Below are 15,990 nucleotides of genomic sequence, written 5' to 3' on the forward strand. Positions count from 1 at the left end.
CGGCCCTGACACTCAGCCCGGCAGGGCGCGCAGGGGCAGGCGCGCGGTGAAGGTCGTGCCCTGCTCGCGCGTGGAGTGCACCTCGATGGTACCGCCGTGGGCTCGCAGGATCTGGTCCACGATGAAGAGCCCCAGGCCGATGCTTCGCCCGGCGTGATCTCTCTGGCCAGAGCCCTGGGTCAGGGGCTGGAAGAGACGCGGCCGCACCTCCTCGGCGATGGGTTCTCCCTGATTGTGGACGCTCAGGAGGATCTGGTCGTCCTGACGTCTCGCGCGCACCGTCACGCGTGTCCCTTCATGCGCGTACCGCACCGCATTGGAGAGCAGGTTCGTGAGGACCTGCGCCATGCGGTCCGCGTCCCATTCGACCTGGGTGTCGTCCTGACACTCCACGATCAGCTCTCGCTCCGGGTGGGCCAGCTGGACCTCGTCGGCGACCTGGTGAACGAAGTCGTGCAGCTTGAGCGGCTTCGGCTCGATGCGGAGTCCTCCTCCGGAGCGCACCTGCGTGAAGTCCAGGAGGTCCCGGATCATCCGGCTGGCCCGCTCGGCCGAGGAGACAATGCGGGAGATGGCCATGCTCTGTCGCTCGTTGAGCCCCGCCCGACGGAGCAGGGTCGCCGCGGCGAGGGTGATGGCACCAATCGGATTGCGCAGATCATGGGAGACGATGCCGATGAGCTGCTGCTCGAACTCCGCCCGCCTGCGGGTCTCCTCCTCCAGGCGCTTGCGCTCGGTGATGTCCAGCACCGTGCCGGTGAAGCGCACCGCCCGGCCGTTCTCGTCGAAGTAGGCCCTGCCTCGCGAGCTGACCCACCGCACGGCGCCATCGCTCAGCGGCCCCATCGTGCGGTACTCATTGATGTATTCACCGCCGCTCGCCGGATGGAGCGCTCGTCGCACGGCCTCGTGGGTGCGCTCTCGGTCCTCGGGGTGCAGGCTCGCGAGGAAGGTCGCGAAGTCGATGGAGGCGTCGAGCGGTTGTCCGAAGCTCTCCTTCATGCGTGCATCCCACCGCATGGCTCCCGTCACGGGGTTGAGGTCCCAGATGCCGATGTGGGCGGCGCTCGTGGCGAGGCGCAACCACTCCTCGGCTTCACGAGTCTGTTGGGCGAGCTGGACGTTCTCCAGGGCGACGCTCGCCAGTTGCGCGAGCTGCACGAGGATGTCCTCGTCCTCGGCCGTGAACTCGCCTTCGTAGCGATCCGACAGCTGGATGAGGCCCAGGTTGCGCCCATCCCGCCCGATGAGGGGGACGGCCAGCCAACCACGCAGGGGAGGGGGCGTGTCCTTGTACTCGCTAAACCCCAGCCACTGAGGGTGGCGCTCCAGCTCCTCCTGCGTCATCCGCAGGGGGCGGTTCGTCTTGCAGACGACGGAGTAGATGCCCTTGCCCGTCGGGTGCTCGTCGTAGCCTCGCCAGGCCTCGTACTTGTCCGAGAGGCTGATGGCGTTGATGGCCTGGGCCCAGTTCTGCTCCACCGTCATGCTGGTGATGGACTGGTGGGCGCCGATGATCTCCCGGGCCTTCTCGGTGACGGTCTGCAGGACGGCGTGGAGAGAGTCCGCCCGGTTGATGGCGAGTGAGGCCTCGGCCAGGCCGCGCAGCTGGGCCGCGTAACGGCGGTCCTCGAAGGTCACCACTGTGCCTACCACGCGGCCCTCGCGGAAGATGGGGCTGGCGCGGTAGTGGACGCGCAAAGGGCGGCCGTCCTTGCGCCACACCACGTCGTCCTCCACGTCCGCGTGCTGGCCGGTGTGGAAGACCTCGTGGATGGGACACTCCTCCAGGGGGTAGGGGCGGCCGTCGCGCCGGGTGTGGTGCGTCAGCGCGTGCATGTCGCGTCCGAGCAGCTCCTCGGCGCTGGCGTAGCCCAGGAGGCGGAGGCAGGCGAAATTGGCGAAGGTGCAGCGGCCTTCGGTGTCCAGTCCCCAGATGCCCTCGGCGGTGGACTCCAGGAGTCCCCGCAGGCGCTCCTCGCGCTCGCTCAGGTTCTCCTCGGCCTCTCGCTGGTCCGTCACGTCCTGCATGGCCCCCACCATGCGCACCGCCTTGCCCTGGCTGTCGCGCACGATGGAGCCCCGGTCCCTCACCCGCCTGTAGAGGCCATCCGCTCGCCGGAACCGGTACTCGTCCTCCCAGTGCTGGCCGTGGGCCGAGCCGATGACGGCATGGATGCCGTGCACCACGCGCTCGCGCTCCTCGGGGTGGATGTGCTCGTACCACCACGTCGCGTAGGGGATGACTTGTTCCGGTGCGTACCCGAAGACAGTGGAGATGCCTTCGTTCCATGACAGCGCGTCGGTGAGGAGATCCCAGTCCCAGACGGCGTTCCGGGTGGCGCGGGTGGCGAGCAGGTAGCGGGTCTCCGACTGGCGCAGGGCCTCCGCGTCCCGCGCCATCTTCTGGGCGTCTGCAGCCGCCTTCGCCTCGCTCTCCCTGGAGAACTGGACGACCGCCCGGGCGAGGCTCCGGGAGATGAACCGGGTGAGGATGCGTATCTGCTCGCTCAAGGGCTGGAGTCCCGCCTCGTGGATGAGCTCGAACACCACCTCGCGCAGCGCATCGAACTCGTGGATCACCGCCTCCAGCTGGGCGCCTGGGTGGACGCACCGCCTGCAGGGGCTGTCAGGAGGCTCCTGCTCCTCTCCTCGGAGGGCCCGGGAGAGGGCATCGAGAAAGCCCGGAGTGCCCTCCACAGGGTGCTGGACGCGCTCCTCCCAACGGCGGATGAGCTCCGCTCTTCGATCATCCAGGAATTGGGCCAGTGCGCTCATGAGGTTCCCCAGGGAGAAGTGGATGCCCTCGGGCCTGGGATGGAGCGCCTGTCCCAAAGCAGAAAGGCCGCCCCTCGGGAGAGGGAGCGGCCTTCGTGCCTTCCAGCGGTGCTGGAGTCAGTGCCTTAGGCCTGAGCGCCCGGCACCGTCTCGCGGCCCTTGTAGTAGCCGCAGGCAGCGCAGGCGCGGTGCGGGAGCACCGGCTCCTTGCAGTTGCCGCACTGAATCACCTGCACGGCGGTGCGCAGGTTGTTGTTGGCCGCCCGGCGGCGGTCACGACGCATCTTGGAAGTACGCTTCTTGGGAACACCCACGGCTCACCTCTATATCGTCACGGCCCTGGACCCCTGGGCTTCCCCACCGGTCCCGACCGGCAAAAGCTCGGAAGGCGGCGGACCCTAGCCGCTCGGAGCGTGTGAGTCAACGCGCCTGTGCGGGGGAACGCCGTGCCCTGGTCCAACCGGGGCCGGGCCGGTCACATTCTTACGATCCACCCCCTGGACGTGTCCACCCGCCTGCTCTCCGTGCTCCCGGCCATGAGGCGTCCATGGAAGGATGCGCCCGCGATGAGGCTCGTCCTGGATGCGATGGGGGGTGACCATGCCCCCGAGTCCCCCGTGCAGGGGGCCCTCCTGTTCGCCCGAGAGCACCCAGAGCACGAGGTGGTGCTCGTGGGGGACCTGGTGCGCTTGCGTGAGCCCCTGGCTCGGGCGGGTGGGGCCCCAGACAACGTGCGCCTCCACCCTGCCTCGGAGGTGGTGGAGATGGAGGAGCACGCCATCTCCGCCATCCGCCGCAAGAAGGACTCCTCCCTGCGGGTGGGCTTCGAGCTCGTGCGCCGGGGCGAGGCGGAGGCGCTGGTGTCTGCGGGGCACTCGGGGGCGGTGATGGCGGGGGCGTTGCTGGTGCTGGGCCGCATCCCCGGGGTGGAGCGTCCGGCGATTGCCACGCTGCTGCCGGCCCTCAAGGGGGGAGGGCGCTGCCTGCTGCTGGATGCAGGGGCCAATGTGGAGTGCCGGCCGGTGCACCTGGCCCAGTGGGCGGTGTTGGGGGAGGCTTACGTGCGCGCCCGCCTCGGCATCTCCCGTCCGCGGGTGGCCGTGCTCTCCAACGGAGAGGAGCCCTCCAAGGGGACGTCTCTCACCCGCGAGGCCTCGGAGCTGCTGCGCGCTTCGGACCTGGACTTCGTCGGCTACGTGGAGGGGAAGGACCTCTTCTCCGGGGATGTGGAGGTGGTGGTCACCGACGGCTTCACGGGAAATGTTGTCCTCAAGACATCTGAGGGCGTGGCGGCAGCCGTCACGGGCCTGTTGCGCTCGGCCATCGAGCGGCGCGGAGGGCTGCCGGAGAAGCTGGGGGCGCTGCTGCTCAAGCCCACCTTCACGGGCCTGAAGAGGATGGTGGATTACGCGGAGTACGGCGGTGCTCCGCTGCTCGGTATTCAGGGGGTGGGCATCGTGGCCCACGGCCGCAGCTCGCCCCGGGCCGTGCAGCAGGCGTTGGAAGCCGCTCTCCAGACGGCCCAGGCAGGCTTGAGCGCTGAGTTGACGCGGTGCATCGCACACGCCGCTGTCTGGCTCCCTGCACGGCAACGGGGAAAGGGGGCGACAGAGGAGGCCCTTTCCGATTAGAGAGCGCGCCCGAGGCGTTCGTGTCCCGAGATACCCACTCGGGAGCAACCTTGGCACGAACGCAGATCATCGGAACCGGCTCGTACGCACCGGAGAAGGTCCTGACCAACGCCGACCTCGAAAAGATCGTCGACACGACGGATGAGTGGATCACCGAGCGCACCGGTATCCGCAAGCGTCGGGTGGCGGCGCCGGGTGAGACCACCAGCGACATGGCCGTGCAGGCGGCCCGGCGCGCGCTGGAGATGGCGGGGGTCCGTCCAGAGGAGGTGGGGCTCATTGTGGTGGGCACCGTGACGCCGGACATGCCCATGCCCTCCTGTGCCGCGGTGGTGCAGGCCAAGCTGGGTGCGAAGAACGCCTTTGCCTTCGACGTGTCAGCGGCGTGCTCCGGCTCGCTCTACGCGCTCACCGTGGCGGATCAGTTCATCCGCACCGGCCAGGTGAAGCGCGCGCTGGTCATCGGCGCGGAGATGCTCAGCCGCACGGTCAACTGGGAGGACCGCAACACCTGTGTCCTCTTCGGAGACGCGGCGGGCGCCATGGTGATAGCCCCCACCGACGACGCGGAGCGCGGGCTGCTCTCCACGCACCTGTACACGGACGGCTCCTTCGCGGAGATCCTCTGCATCCCAGGAGGCGGCACGAGCAGGCCTCCCTGTGAGGAGATGCTGAAGGAGAAGCTGCACACGCTGCATATGAACGGCCGCGAGGTCTTCAAGTTCGCGGTGCGCGCGCTGGCGGACTCGACCCATACGGCCCTGAAGGCCAACGGGTTGAGCGTGCGGGACGTGGACCACGTCATTTCGCATCAGGCCAACATCCGCATCCTCGAAGCCGTGCTACAGCGGCTGGAGCTGCCGGTCGATAAGTGTTGGCTCAATCTGCACGAATACGGCAATACGTCCTCCGCGTCCCTGCCCATGACGCTGGACGAGGCCAACCGGGCGGGCCGGCTGAAGCAGGGCGACGTGGTGGCGATGATGGCCATCGGCGCGGGGATGACGTGGGGCAGCGCTGTCATGCGCTGGTAGTGTCCTTCAGGGAGGGAGCAGGAATCATGTCGAAGATCGCGTTCGTCTTCCCCGGACAGGGCAGTCAGGCTGTCGGCATGGGGAAGGACCTGTACGAGAAGTTCCCCGAGGCCCGGGCCATCTTCGAGGCGGCCGACGAGGCGCTGGGCGAGAAGTTCTCCCAGACGCTGTTCGAGGGGCCTGAGTCAGCGCTGAAGCTGACGGCCAATACGCAGCCGGCCATCCTCATGGTGTCCGTGGCGGCACACACCGTCTTCTCCAAGCGCGCGCCGGCGCCGGCCTTCGTGGCGGGGCACTCGCTGGGTGAGTACTCGGCGCTGGTGGCGGCGGGCGCGCTGTCGCTGGCGGACGCGGTCCGGGCGGTGCGGGCTCGCGGCACCTTCATGCAGGAGGCGGTGCCCGAGGGCGTGGGCGCCATGGCCGCGGTGATGGGCCTGGAGCCCGCCAAGGTGAAGCAGGCGTGCGATGCGGCCGCCGAGGGGCAGGTGGTGTCCCCCGCCAACTACAACTCGCCTGAGCAGACGGTCATCGCCGGCCATGTGCAGGCGGTGGAGCGCGCCATCGCCAAGGCCAAGGAGCTGGGCGGCAAGGCGAAGCTGCTGCCGGTGTCCGCTCCCTTCCACTGCGCGCTGATGGAGCCGGTGAAGCCCCGGTTGGCTGAGGTCCTGAGCAAGGTGAAGGTGTCCGCTCCGTCCGTCCCCGTGGTGACGAACGTGGAGGCGGCGCCCAACAGCGACGCGGCCCGAGTGGTGCCGCTGCTGCTGGAGCAGGTGAGCTCCTCGGTGCGCTGGGTGGAGACCATCCAGACCCTCCAGGCGCAGGGCGTGACGCGCGTCTTCGAGCTGGGCCCCGGCAAGGTGCTGAGCGGGCTCAACAAGCGCATCACCAAGGACATCGAGTCGTTCAACGTGGAAGACTCCGCGAGCCTGGAGAAGGTCCTCGCGGCACTGGGAGCGTGAGATGAGCGCGTTCAAGGACAAGGTGGTGTTGGTGACGGGCGGCTCGCGGGGTATCGGCCGCTCCATCGCCGTGGCCTTCGCGAAGCAGGGCGCGACGGTGGTTTTCAGCTACGCGGGCAACGAGGCCGCGGCCCAGGAGACGCTGGGGCTCATCCAGTCGGCCGGGGCCAAGGGTGAGGCGGTGCGCTTCGACGTGGCGGACAGCGCGGCCTGCGCCAGTGCCGTGGAGAACGTGGTGAAGACCCACGGCCGCCTGGACGTGCTCGTCAACAACGCGGGCGTGGCCGTCGACGGCCTGGTCATGCGCGTGAAGGACGAGGACTGGGACAAGCAGCTGGACACCAACCTCAAGGGCGCCTTCGCGCTCATCCGCGCGGCCAGCCGGCCGATGATGAAGCAGAAGGGCGGGGCCATCATCAACCTGACCTCTGTGGTGGGGGAAATGGGCAATGGTGGACAGGCCGCCTACTCGGCATCCAAAGCGGGCCTCATTGGCTTGACGAAGTCCGTGGCCCGTGAATTGGCCAGCCGCAACATCCGGGTGAACGCCGTCTCCCCCGGCTTTATCGGCACGGACATGACCTCTCACCTGGAGGGGGACACGCGGGAGAAGATGTTGGCCGCCATCCCCCTGGGCCGCCTGGGCTCCCCCGAGGACGTGGCCAACGCCGTCCTGTTCCTCGCCAGCGACACCGCCGCATACATCACCGGAGAGGTCCTCAAGGTGAATGGCGGCATGTACATGTAGCCAAGGGTTGGATCGGCGGCGGGCGTGGAGTATACCGCGCCGGTCTTTACTAGGTCCGGGGAGTATGCCGGACCGCTACGCGGTTCCTGGAGGGTTCAATACCTATGTCGACTTCTGCTATCGAGGCCAAGGTCAAGAACATCATCGCCGACCAGTTGGGCGTGGGTGAGGAGGAGATCAAGCCGGAGTCCTCCTTCATCGAGGACCTGGGCGCTGACAGCCTCGACATCGTGGAGTTGGTGATGGCGATGGAGGAGGAGTTCGAGGTCGAGATTCCCGACGAAGAGGCCGAGAACATCAAGACCGTCGGCGACGCCATCAACTACATCAACACGCACAAGAAGTAGGCATCACCTGTAGGGCCGGGAGCGCTGGTCCCCCGCCCAGCGTTCCATGGCAGCAGTCGCTGCGAATTGAGTGGAGAGTCACGTGTCAAACCGTCGAGTCGTCGTCACCGGGACCGGAATCATCACGGCACTGGGAACCGGCACCGAGAAGAACTGGCAGGCGATGCTCGCCGGCAAGTCTGGCATCGGGCCCATCACCCGCTTCGATACGGGGAAGATCGACACCCGCTTCGCTGGCGAGGTGAAGGACTTCCAGCCGGAGCAGTTCATCGACAAGCGCGAAGTGCGCCGGATGGACTTGTTCTCGCAGTATGCGCTCGCCGCGGCCGAGATGGCCGTGAAGGAGAGTGGCCTGCCCATCGGGCCGGATGCGCCTCACGGCTACACGCCTGAGAAGGTGGGCGTCATCATCGGCTCCGGCATCGGTGGTCTCTCCTCGTTGGAGGAGCAGCACCGCAAGGGCCTGGAGAAGGGGTTCGATCGGCTCTCGCCCTTCTTCATCATCCAGATGATCATCAACATGGCCCCCGGCCTGGTCTCCATGCGCTACGGCTGCAAGGGGCCCAACTGGGCGCCGGTGTCGGCCTGTGCCACGAGCGCGCACGCCATTGGCGAGGCGTGGAAGTCCATCCGCCTGGGTGAGACGGACGCGGTCATCGCGGGCGGCTCCGAGGCGGCCATTACGCCGCTGGGCATGGGTGGCTTCTCGGTGATGAAGGCGCTGTCCAGCCGCAACGACGACCCGTCCGCGGCCAGCCGTCCGTTCGACAAGGATCGCGATGGCTTCGTGATGGGCGAGGGCGCGGGCATCATCGTGCTCGAGGAGCTGGAGCACGCGAAGAAGCGCGGCGCCAACATCCTGGCGGAGCTGGTGGGTTACGGAGCCAACTCGGACGCGCACCACGTGACGCAGCCGGCCCCCGAGGGTGAGGGCGCGGCGCGCTGCATGCGCCTGGCGCTGCAGTCGGCGGGGATGAACCCGGAGGACGTGGGCTACATCAACGCGCACGGCACCTCGACGCCGTTCAACGACGCCAACGAGACGAAGGCCATCAAGACGGTCTTCGGCGACCACGCTCGGAAGGTGGCGGTGTCGTCCACCAAGTCCATGACGGGCCACATGCTGGGCGCGGCGGGTGGTGCGGAGGCGGTGATCAGCGTGCTGACGCTGCAGCGGGGCGTGCTGGCGCCGACCATCAACTACACCACGCCGGATCCGGACTGCGATCTGGACTACGTGCCGAACCAGGCGCGTGAGCAGCGCGTGGATGCGGTGATGAGCAACTCGTTTGGCTTCGGCGGCACCAACGCGGTGCTGCTGTTCAAGCGCTTCAAGTAGGACGCAGGTAGGGCGGACCGGGAGTGGTGCCCGTGTCCGCCCCCTCTCCCTCTGGGAGAGGGCTGGGGTGAGGGTCTCCCCGCCCCAAGTCCACATGGCGGAGGGAGGGCTCACGTGAAGGTCATCATCGCGTCGGATCATGCGGGCCTGGAGCTGCGCCGCGAGCTCGTGAACGTGCTGAAGGAGCTGCGCGCCGAGGTCGACGACGTCGGCCCGACCACGAATGCGTCGGTGGACTACCCGGACTTCGCGAAGCAGGTGTGCCGGGCCGTGGCCGCGGGCGACTACACCTTCGGGGTGCTGGTCTGCGGCACGGGCATCGGCATGAGCATCACGGCCAACAAGTACCGGGGCATCCGCGCGGCGCTGTGCACGAGCGAGTTCGAGGCACGCATGACGCGGGCCCACAACGACGCCAACGTGCTGTGCCTGGGCCAGCGGGTGGTGGGTGGGGGATTGGCGCGAAGCATTCTGGAGGCCTTTCTGAGCACGCCTTTCGAGGGCGGCCGGCATCAGAAGCGCCTGGACAAGATTCGCGAGGCCGAGTCCGAGAACGGACGCTGAGGCCCGCATTCGCAACCGAGGAGAGCGTGTCCATGGAGAACATCCGTAAGTTGGCCGAGGTCGATCCGGAGATTGCCAAGGTCCTTCACGAGGAGACGCGGCGCCAGGAGGAAGGCCTGGAGCTCATCGCCTCGGAGAACTTCGTGAGCCCCGCCGTGATGGAGGCGATGGGCTCGGTGCTGACGAACAAGTACGCCGAGGGCTACCCGGGCAAGCGCTACTACGGCGGTTGCGAGGTGGTGGACGTGGCGGAGAACCTCGCCATCAACCGGGCGAAGGAGCTGTTCGGCGCGGACTACGTCAACGTCCAGCCGCACTCGGGCAGCCAGGCCAACATGGGCGCCTATATGGCGCTGATGAAGCCCGGTGACACCATCCTCTCGTTGGACTTGAACTCGGGCGGCCACCTCACGCACGGCGCCGCGTTCAACTTCTCCGGCAAGCTCTACAAGATCGTCCACTACGGGCTCACCCGGGACACCGAGACGCTGGACTACGCGCAGGCGGCGGCCCTGGCCAAGGAGCACAAGCCGAAGGTGGTGGTGGTGGGTGCCTCGGCGTACCCGCGCACCATCGACTTCGCGAAGTTCCGCGAGATCGCCGACAGCGTGGGCGCGGCGATGATGGTGGACATGGCGCACATCGCCGGCCTGGTGGCCGCGGGCGTGCACCCCTCGCCGGTGCCGCTGGCGGACATCGTCACCTCCACCACGCACAAGACGCTGCGCGGCCCGCGCGGTGGCATCGTGCTGAGCAAGGAGCAGTACGCCAAGACGCTCAACAGCCAGATCTTCCCGGGCATCCAGGGCGGCCCGCTGATGCACGTGATCGCCGCCAAGGCGGTGGCCTTCCGCGAGGCGCTCAGCCCCGAGTTCAAGGCCTACCAGCGGCAGCTCGTCGCCAACGCCCAGGCGCTGGCCGAGGCGCTCAAGCGCGGGGGCCTGCGGCTGTGCTCGGGCGGCACGGACAACCACCTGATGCTGGTGGACCTGCGGCCCAAGAACCTCGTCGGCAAGGTGGCCGAGGAGGTGCTGGACAAGGCCGGCATCACGGTGAACAAGAACATGATTCCGTTCGACCCGGAGAAGCCCACGGTGACGTCGGGCGTCCGGATCGGCACGCCGGCCGTCACCACGCGCGGGATGAAGGAGGCGGAGATGGCCACCATCGGCGCGTTCGTGGTGGAGGCGCTGGATCACGCCTCGGACGAGAAGCGGCTGGCCAACATCCGCGGGCGCATCCAGGAGTTCACCCGGAGCTTCCCGCTCTACGCCTCGCGGCTGAAGTAACCCTCCACCCGTCTCATGCGTTGCCCCTTCTGCCAGGACGCCGAGAACAAGGTCATCGACTCGCGCGAGTCGCACGAGGGGTCTGTCATCCGCCGGCGCCGCGAGTGTCTGCAGTGCAAGCGGCGCTTCACCACGTACGAGCGGGTGGAGGAGCTCTACCCGCTCATCGCGAAGAAGGACGGACGGCGGGAGACGTTTGACCGGGACAAGCTGCTCGCGGGGCTGAAGAAGGCCTGCGAGAAGCGGCCGGTGTCCGCGGACCAGCTCGAGGAGACGGTGGTCTCCATCGAGCGGTGGCTGCAGGGCATGGGTGAGAAGGAGGTGCCCTCGTCGGTTATCGGCGAGGAGGTGATGCGCCGGCTGCAGACGCTGGACGAGGTGGCCTATGTGCGCTTCGCCTCGGTGTACCGGAGCTTCCGCGACATCTCCGAGTTCATGGAGGAGTTGAAGGATCTGCTGTCGGACCGGACGCGGGAGCGCAAGCCGCCGCAGCCGGCGGGCAAGGACGGTTGACGGTGCGGCTCTTGACGCGAGCGCGGTTGCAGGCACGCAAGGCGCCTCGGGCGAAGCGCACGGCGGACTTTGACCGAGCGGTGGCGGAGTTCTTCATGCGCCTGGCGTTGGAAGAGGCGGCCAAGGGGCTCGGCCGCACCAGTCCCAACCCGGTGGTGGGGGCAGTGCTGGTGAAGCGCGGCCGCATCATCGCGCGCGGCTACCACCGGCGGGCCGGTACGGCGCACGCCGAGGTGGTGGCGCTGGAGGCCGCGGGCTCCAAGGCGCGCGGGGCGGACCTCTACACGACGCTGGAGCCGTGCGACCACTACGGGCGCACCCCGCCGTGCAGCCAGGCCATCCTCGACGCCGGCGTGCGCCGGGTTTTCACCGGCTCGTCGGACCCCAACCCGAAGGTGAACGGCAAGGGCGTGGCGCGGCTGCGGCGTGCCGGGGTGGAGGTGGTCACCGGCGTGCTGAAGGAGGATGCCGACAGGCTCAACCGGCCCTTCTTCAAGGCGATGAGCACGGGCCTGCCCTACGTCACGCTGAAGGCGGCGGTGACGCTGGATGGCAAGCTGGCCACTGCCACGGGAGACTCGCGCTGGGTGACGGGTGAGGCGGCTCGCGAGCAGGTGCACCGGCTGCGCGATCAGGTGGACGTCATCCTCGTGGGCGCCAACACCGTCCGCAAAGACAACCCCCAGCTCACCACGCGGCTGCCCGACGGGAATGGGAAGGATCCGGTGCGGGTGGTGGTGGATTCCCACCTGAGCCTGTCCCCGAAGCTGACCGTCTTCACCCAGCGCTCCCCGGCACGCACGGTGGTGGCCACGCTGGAGGACCCCACCGGCCGCAAGGCGAAGCGCTTCGCCGCGCTGGGGGTCGACATCTGGCAACTGCCCGCGAAGGGCGAGCGGGTCGACCTGGCGGCACTGATGCGCCGCATCGCGAAGGAAGGCCTCAACCACGTGCTGGTGGAGGGGGGGGCGGAGATGTACGGCTCGTTCCTGCGCGAGGAGCTGGCCGACGAGCTGCTGCTCTTCGTCGCTCCCAAGCTGATCGGCAGCGAAGGCCTGTCGTGGACGGGCTCGCTGGGCGTGAAGCAGATGGCTCGGGCGCTCTCGGTGGGGAAGCTCTCCTACGAGCAGGTGGGTGAAGATCTGCTCATCCGCGCCCAGCTTTCCGCGCCTCGCTGAGCGGGGCCCTCAACGCAGCCCAGAGCCGGCGTGCCCTGGGTCCGCTCAGGCCCGGATGTAGCCGAGCGCCAGATCGAAGATCAGCATCTCCAGCCGCTCGCGGTCCTCTTCGCTCACGTCCGTGAAGGTGAAGGAGATGCGCCGATTTCCTTCCTCGGAGCGGGGAATGAGCGCGACGATCCGTGCGCGTCCCACCACGGGGGGCTCCTCCTCTCCTGGCAGCCACAGCACGAAGCCGGTGTGCTCGCTCTCTCCAGGCTCGCCGTTCAGCATGCAGGAGAACCCACCGGAGGAGATGTCCAGGGTGCGGCTGCGCACGGGGCCGGAGCGAAAGCAGACATCCAGGGTCAGCCCCTTGGGCACACGGAAGTTGCGCCGGGCGGCGGCTCCCTCCTGCAACTTGTGACCCTGGGCCGCGAGCAGCGTACGCGCGAGCTGCTCGCGAGCCTCCAGGTAGAGCGCGCGCTCATCGCTCGTGTGCAGCTTGCGGCGCGCGCGCTCGTGCAACTCCCGGAAGTTCGTCAGCCAGGTGGAGAGTTCCATGCACCCATTGTAGCGTGATTTTCAGGACAGTCCTGGAGGGGCCGCTTGAGCCGTTTACCCGTACGGGATGGTGGACGCCTTCGTTTGGGTTGATACAATCGTCAACCAAAAACCGGGAGTGGCGCCCTGGCCTCCCGCGGAGTTCGTGCCTGCGCGGGCGCGCTGCCCCCATTGAGAGTCATCACACCCGGAGATGAGCATGAAGATCGTGGTGGATTGGGATCGCTGTGAGGCCAATGGCGTCTGCATGCGCGTGGCGCCGGAGTCCTTCCTTTTGGACGAGAAGGACACGCTGCACGTGCTCAACGAGCAGGTGACGCCCGAGCTGCGTGCCAAGGTGGAGAAGGCTGTGCGGGATTGCCCGCGCCAGGCGCTTTCTCTCTCCCAGTCTGAGTGACGTCTGCGCAACCCGTTGCTTGTGACAATGTTCAGCCTCTGCTGTGACGAAAGGGCGTGGCTGTTTTGAAGCCCGCTCCCGAGGTCTCTCCATGCTCAATGACAACGTTGTGACCCCTCCTCGTTACGAGTTCTTTTCCCAGGAGGCGATTGCCAATTCCCAATCACTGCTGAGCCGGATCCGCTCCGAGGATCCCGTGCACTTCAGCGACCAGCTCGGTGGCTGGCTCGTCACCCGCTATGCCGACGTCATGGCGGCGCTCAAGGATCCGCGCTTCGTGCAGGCCACCGGCACGGGACGGCTGGATGCGATGCCCGAGGCGGCCCGCCAGCAGCTGCGCCCCCTGCGTGATTCCATCCGGCTGTGGATGGGCAATGACTCCACCGAGGACCACCTCCGCTTCCAGCGCATCCTCAAGAAGTACTTCACGCCCGGTACGCTGGAGGCCCTGCGTCCGCGCATCCAGGAGCTCACCACCGAGCTGGTCGACGCCGCGCAGGCCCGTGGCCGGGCCGAGGTCGTCAGCGAGCTGGCCTATCCGCTGCCCGCCAACGTCATCGCTGAGATGCTGGGCGTGCCCACGAAGGATCGGGAGCTGCTGCAGAAGTGGTCGCGCGACCTCCTCCCCATCTTCACGGCTTCCAACATGGAGCAGCTCCTCCAGAGCCAGAAGAGCGTGATGGAGATGACCGACTACATGCGGCCCATCGTCGAGGAGCACCGCCGCTCGCCCCGACAGGATCTCATCAGCGTCTTCGTGGCGGAGGAGGCCGCGGGCAACATCCGCAACGCGGAGGAGATCGCCGCCAACTGCGTGCTGCTCCTGTTCGCGGGTCACGAGACGACGGCCAACCTCATCTGCAATGGCTTGTCGGCGCTCTTCGACTTCCCCGACCAGCTCGAGCTGCTGCGCGCGAAGCCGGAGCTGATGCCGTCGGCCGTGGAGGAGATGCTGCGCTTCTCGGGCATCGGTGGCACCATCACGCGCGTGGCCGGTACGGAGCTCGAGCTGGGTGGCAAGAAGATCGCTCCGCGGCAGCTCGTGTTCGTGAGTCTGGCGTCCGCCAACCACGATCCGGAGGTGTTCCCCGAGCCGAACCGGTTCGACATCACCCGGAAGGCGAACAAGCACGTCACGTTCGGTTACGGCTCCTACTACTGCCTGGGCGCCGCGCTCGCCCGGCTCGAGGCCCAGGTCTTCTTCTCCACGTTCCTGCCCCGGTTCCCCAACCTGCGGCTGGTGGACAGGGCGTGGGAGCCGTCGCCGCCGCTGGGCCGCCGGCTGACCACGCTCAACGTGACCCTCTGATACCCCGGTGGGATGGGTCGAGGTCCCGGCGCCATGCGAGGCCTCGACCCGTCACCGACTCAGTAGGAGCAGGCGCGGTTCTCGCAAATCCCCTGCGTTCCACTGCAGACGCAGTCCGAGTCATCGATGCAGCGCGTGGCCGGACAGAACGGGCCACCGCCGCCCCCTCCGCCACCACCACCGCTCGTGGTGTACGAGCACGCGTTCCGGGTGCAGGACACGCTCGTCGCCGTGGGGCAGGCATTCCAACAGTCATCCTCGGTGCTGCACCGGACGGACAGACAGAGCAGCCCCTCGATCTGCTCGGGCGCGCTCACCTCGGCGCTGGATTGCTCGTCGCTGGCGTACCGGAGCTGAACCGGCTCGCTGGACGCGGAAGGCTCGGCGGCGATGGCGGCGGTGACGGACAGCAGGAGGGCGAGGCCCCACGGCAGATGACGGCGATGGAATGACATATCGAGGCTCCTCTCATTTCCTGGGACCACCGGGCGGGAGTGCGCGGAAGAACCAGGAAAATCCAGGATAACATGTCGTTCTGTCCTGGCCGGGCCCGAATGTGTCTCGGCTCGCGCGGACCAGGCAGGCGGCCCATGCAGGTCCGACCCACCAGCACCGACATGATGGCTCCCGTGAGCCCGGCTGGCGAGGAGGCGAGGGCGGAACGAGTGGTCAGCGGATCGCCGGTCCCGAATCCGTTATAAGCCAGCCCGATATGTTCACCGGACTCATCCAGGACATCGGCGTCATCGAGCGTCTCATCCCCGGCGGGATGACGGACGTGTGGATTCGCACGACGCTGGGCGCGAAGGACTTCGCGCTCGGCGAGTCCATCGCGGTGGATGGCGCCTGCCTCACCGTGGTGGAGCGCGCCGGGGACTCGTTCCGCGTCCAGGCGGCCCCCGAGACGCTCCGGCGCACCACCCTGGGGGGCCTGAGTCCCGGCTCACGCGTCAACCTCGAGCGGGCGCTCGCGCTGGGCGACCGGCTGGGCGGGCACCTCGTCAGCGGCCACGTGGACGCCGTCAGCGAGGTGTTGGAGACCCGGCCCGAGGGCGGCTCGTGGGTGATGGTCTTCCGGCTCCCCGACGAGCTGGCCCCCTTCTTCATCGAGAAGGGCTCGGTGGCCATCGACGGCATCAGCCTCACCGTGAACTCGGTGGGGACGGACCGCTTCAGCGTGCAGCTCATCCCCGAGACCCAGGAGCGCACCACGCTGCGCGCCAAGGCCGTGGGGGCGCGGGTGAACCTGGAGGGGGACATGATTGGCAAGTACGTGGCGCGGCTGGTGTCGCTGCGCCAGGGTCCCGGTGGTGGGCTCTCCGAAGCGGTCATCAAGGCGGCCGGCTTCGGTGGTTGATTTG

The 15,990-nt window shown here is 67.9% G+C and carries 17 protein-coding genes; 13 read left to right on the forward strand and 4 right to left on the reverse strand.

From position 1 onward, the window contains the following. Positions 1 to 12: 12 nt before the first annotated feature. On the reverse strand, positions 13 to 2,778 hold the full coding sequence (locus tag F0U60_RS20755) for a PAS domain-containing protein (RefSeq protein ID WP_395822532.1): 2,766 nt from the start codon (positions 2,776 to 2,778) through the stop codon (positions 13 to 15). 125 nt (positions 2,779 to 2,903) lie between these two features. After that, positions 2,904 to 3,092 (reverse strand): 50S ribosomal protein L32, encoded by a 189-nt coding sequence (gene rpmF, locus F0U60_RS20760; protein WP_203403738.1) that lies wholly within the window; start codon positions 3,090 to 3,092, stop codon positions 2,904 to 2,906. Positions 3,093 to 3,344: 252 nt separating this feature from the next. On the opposite strand from rpmF, the gene plsX reads away from it, so the two are divergent. The 10 genes from plsX to ribD all read left to right on the forward strand — a co-directional run bounded on the left by plsX (position 3,345) and on the right by ribD (position 12,380). Then, positions 3,345 to 4,409 (forward strand): phosphate acyltransferase PlsX, encoded by a 1,065-nt coding sequence (gene plsX / locus F0U60_RS20765; RefSeq protein WP_395822535.1) that lies wholly within the window; start codon positions 3,345 to 3,347, stop codon positions 4,407 to 4,409. 50 nt (positions 4,410 to 4,459) lie between these two features. Beyond that, complete coding sequence (locus F0U60_RS20770) at positions 4,460 to 5,443, forward strand: beta-ketoacyl-ACP synthase III (protein WP_395822537.1); 984 nt, start codon at positions 4,460 to 4,462, stop codon at positions 5,441 to 5,443. Between the two features lie 26 nt (positions 5,444 to 5,469). Further along, positions 5,470 to 6,402 carry an ACP S-malonyltransferase gene (fabD, locus tag F0U60_RS20775; RefSeq protein WP_395822539.1) on the forward strand — a complete coding sequence of 311 codons (933 nt, stop codon included), beginning with the start codon at positions 5,470 to 5,472 and terminating at the stop codon, positions 6,400 to 6,402. A gap of 1 nt (position 6,403) precedes the next feature. Further along, positions 6,404 to 7,150: a 3-oxoacyl-[acyl-carrier-protein] reductase gene (gene fabG, locus F0U60_RS20780; protein ID WP_395822541.1), complete on the forward strand. Its 747-nt coding sequence runs from the start codon at positions 6,404 to 6,406 to the stop codon at positions 7,148 to 7,150. 104 nt (positions 7,151 to 7,254) lie between these two features. Continuing rightward, entirely contained in the window at positions 7,255 to 7,497 is a 243-nt protein-coding gene (gene acpP, locus F0U60_RS20785; protein WP_203403743.1) for an acyl carrier protein, read from the forward strand. Between the two features lie 82 nt (positions 7,498 to 7,579). Continuing rightward, positions 7,580 to 8,836: a beta-ketoacyl-ACP synthase II gene (gene fabF / locus F0U60_RS20790; protein WP_395822543.1), complete on the forward strand. Its 1,257-nt coding sequence runs from the start codon at positions 7,580 to 7,582 to the stop codon at positions 8,834 to 8,836. 114 nt (positions 8,837 to 8,950) lie between these two features. Continuing rightward, positions 8,951 to 9,400 carry a ribose 5-phosphate isomerase B gene (gene rpiB / locus F0U60_RS20795; protein ID WP_395822545.1) on the forward strand — a complete coding sequence of 150 codons (450 nt, stop codon included), beginning with the start codon at positions 8,951 to 8,953 and terminating at the stop codon, positions 9,398 to 9,400. A 32-nt stretch (positions 9,401 to 9,432) separates the two neighbouring features. Continuing rightward, positions 9,433 to 10,689, forward strand: coding sequence for a serine hydroxymethyltransferase (gene glyA / locus F0U60_RS20800; protein WP_395822547.1), 1,257 nt, complete (start codon positions 9,433 to 9,435; stop codon positions 10,687 to 10,689). Between the two features lie 15 nt (positions 10,690 to 10,704). After that, on the forward strand, positions 10,705 to 11,202 hold the full coding sequence (gene nrdR, locus F0U60_RS20805) for a transcriptional regulator NrdR (protein WP_395822549.1): 498 nt from the start codon (positions 10,705 to 10,707) through the stop codon (positions 11,200 to 11,202). A gap of 2 nt (positions 11,203 to 11,204) precedes the next feature. Then, positions 11,205 to 12,380, forward strand: coding sequence for a bifunctional diaminohydroxyphosphoribosylaminopyrimidine deaminase/5-amino-6-(5-phosphoribosylamino)uracil reductase RibD (gene ribD / locus F0U60_RS20810; RefSeq protein WP_395822551.1), 1,176 nt, complete (start codon positions 11,205 to 11,207; stop codon positions 12,378 to 12,380). A 45-nt stretch (positions 12,381 to 12,425) separates the two neighbouring features. Here ribD and F0U60_RS20815 read toward each other — a convergent pair whose 3' ends face one another. After that, positions 12,426 to 12,923 carry a PilZ domain-containing protein gene (locus F0U60_RS20815; protein WP_395822553.1) on the reverse strand — a complete coding sequence of 166 codons (498 nt, stop codon included), beginning with the start codon at positions 12,921 to 12,923 and terminating at the stop codon, positions 12,426 to 12,428. A gap of 199 nt (positions 12,924 to 13,122) precedes the next feature. Here F0U60_RS20815 and F0U60_RS20820 point away from each other — a divergent pair, with 199 nt between their 5' ends. Both F0U60_RS20820 and F0U60_RS20825 read left to right on the forward strand, forming a co-directional pair. Then, positions 13,123 to 13,320, forward strand: a complete 198-nt coding sequence (locus F0U60_RS20820; protein WP_395822555.1) for a ferredoxin — start codon at positions 13,123 to 13,125, stop codon at positions 13,318 to 13,320. Positions 13,321 to 13,411: 91 nt separating this feature from the next. Next, complete coding sequence (locus tag F0U60_RS20825; protein ID WP_395822557.1) at positions 13,412 to 14,629, forward strand: cytochrome P450; 1,218 nt, start codon at positions 13,412 to 13,414, stop codon at positions 14,627 to 14,629. Positions 14,630 to 14,688: 59 nt separating this feature from the next. Here the strand turns inward: F0U60_RS20825 and F0U60_RS20830 are convergent, their stop codons facing one another. Next, positions 14,689 to 15,084 carry a hypothetical protein gene (locus tag F0U60_RS20830; protein ID WP_395822559.1) on the reverse strand — a complete coding sequence of 132 codons (396 nt, stop codon included), beginning with the start codon at positions 15,082 to 15,084 and terminating at the stop codon, positions 14,689 to 14,691. Between the two features lie 257 nt (positions 15,085 to 15,341). Between F0U60_RS20830 and F0U60_RS20835 the strand changes: the two genes are divergently transcribed. Further along, on the forward strand, positions 15,342 to 15,986 hold the full coding sequence (locus tag F0U60_RS20835; RefSeq protein WP_395822561.1) for a riboflavin synthase: 645 nt from the start codon (positions 15,342 to 15,344) through the stop codon (positions 15,984 to 15,986). Positions 15,987 to 15,990 lie beyond the last annotated feature (4 nt).

Origin of the sequence: Archangium minus (genome assembly GCF_044360475.1) — a bacterium.
GTDB classification, from domain to species: domain Bacteria; phylum Myxococcota; class Myxococcia; order Myxococcales; family Myxococcaceae; genus Archangium; species Archangium minus.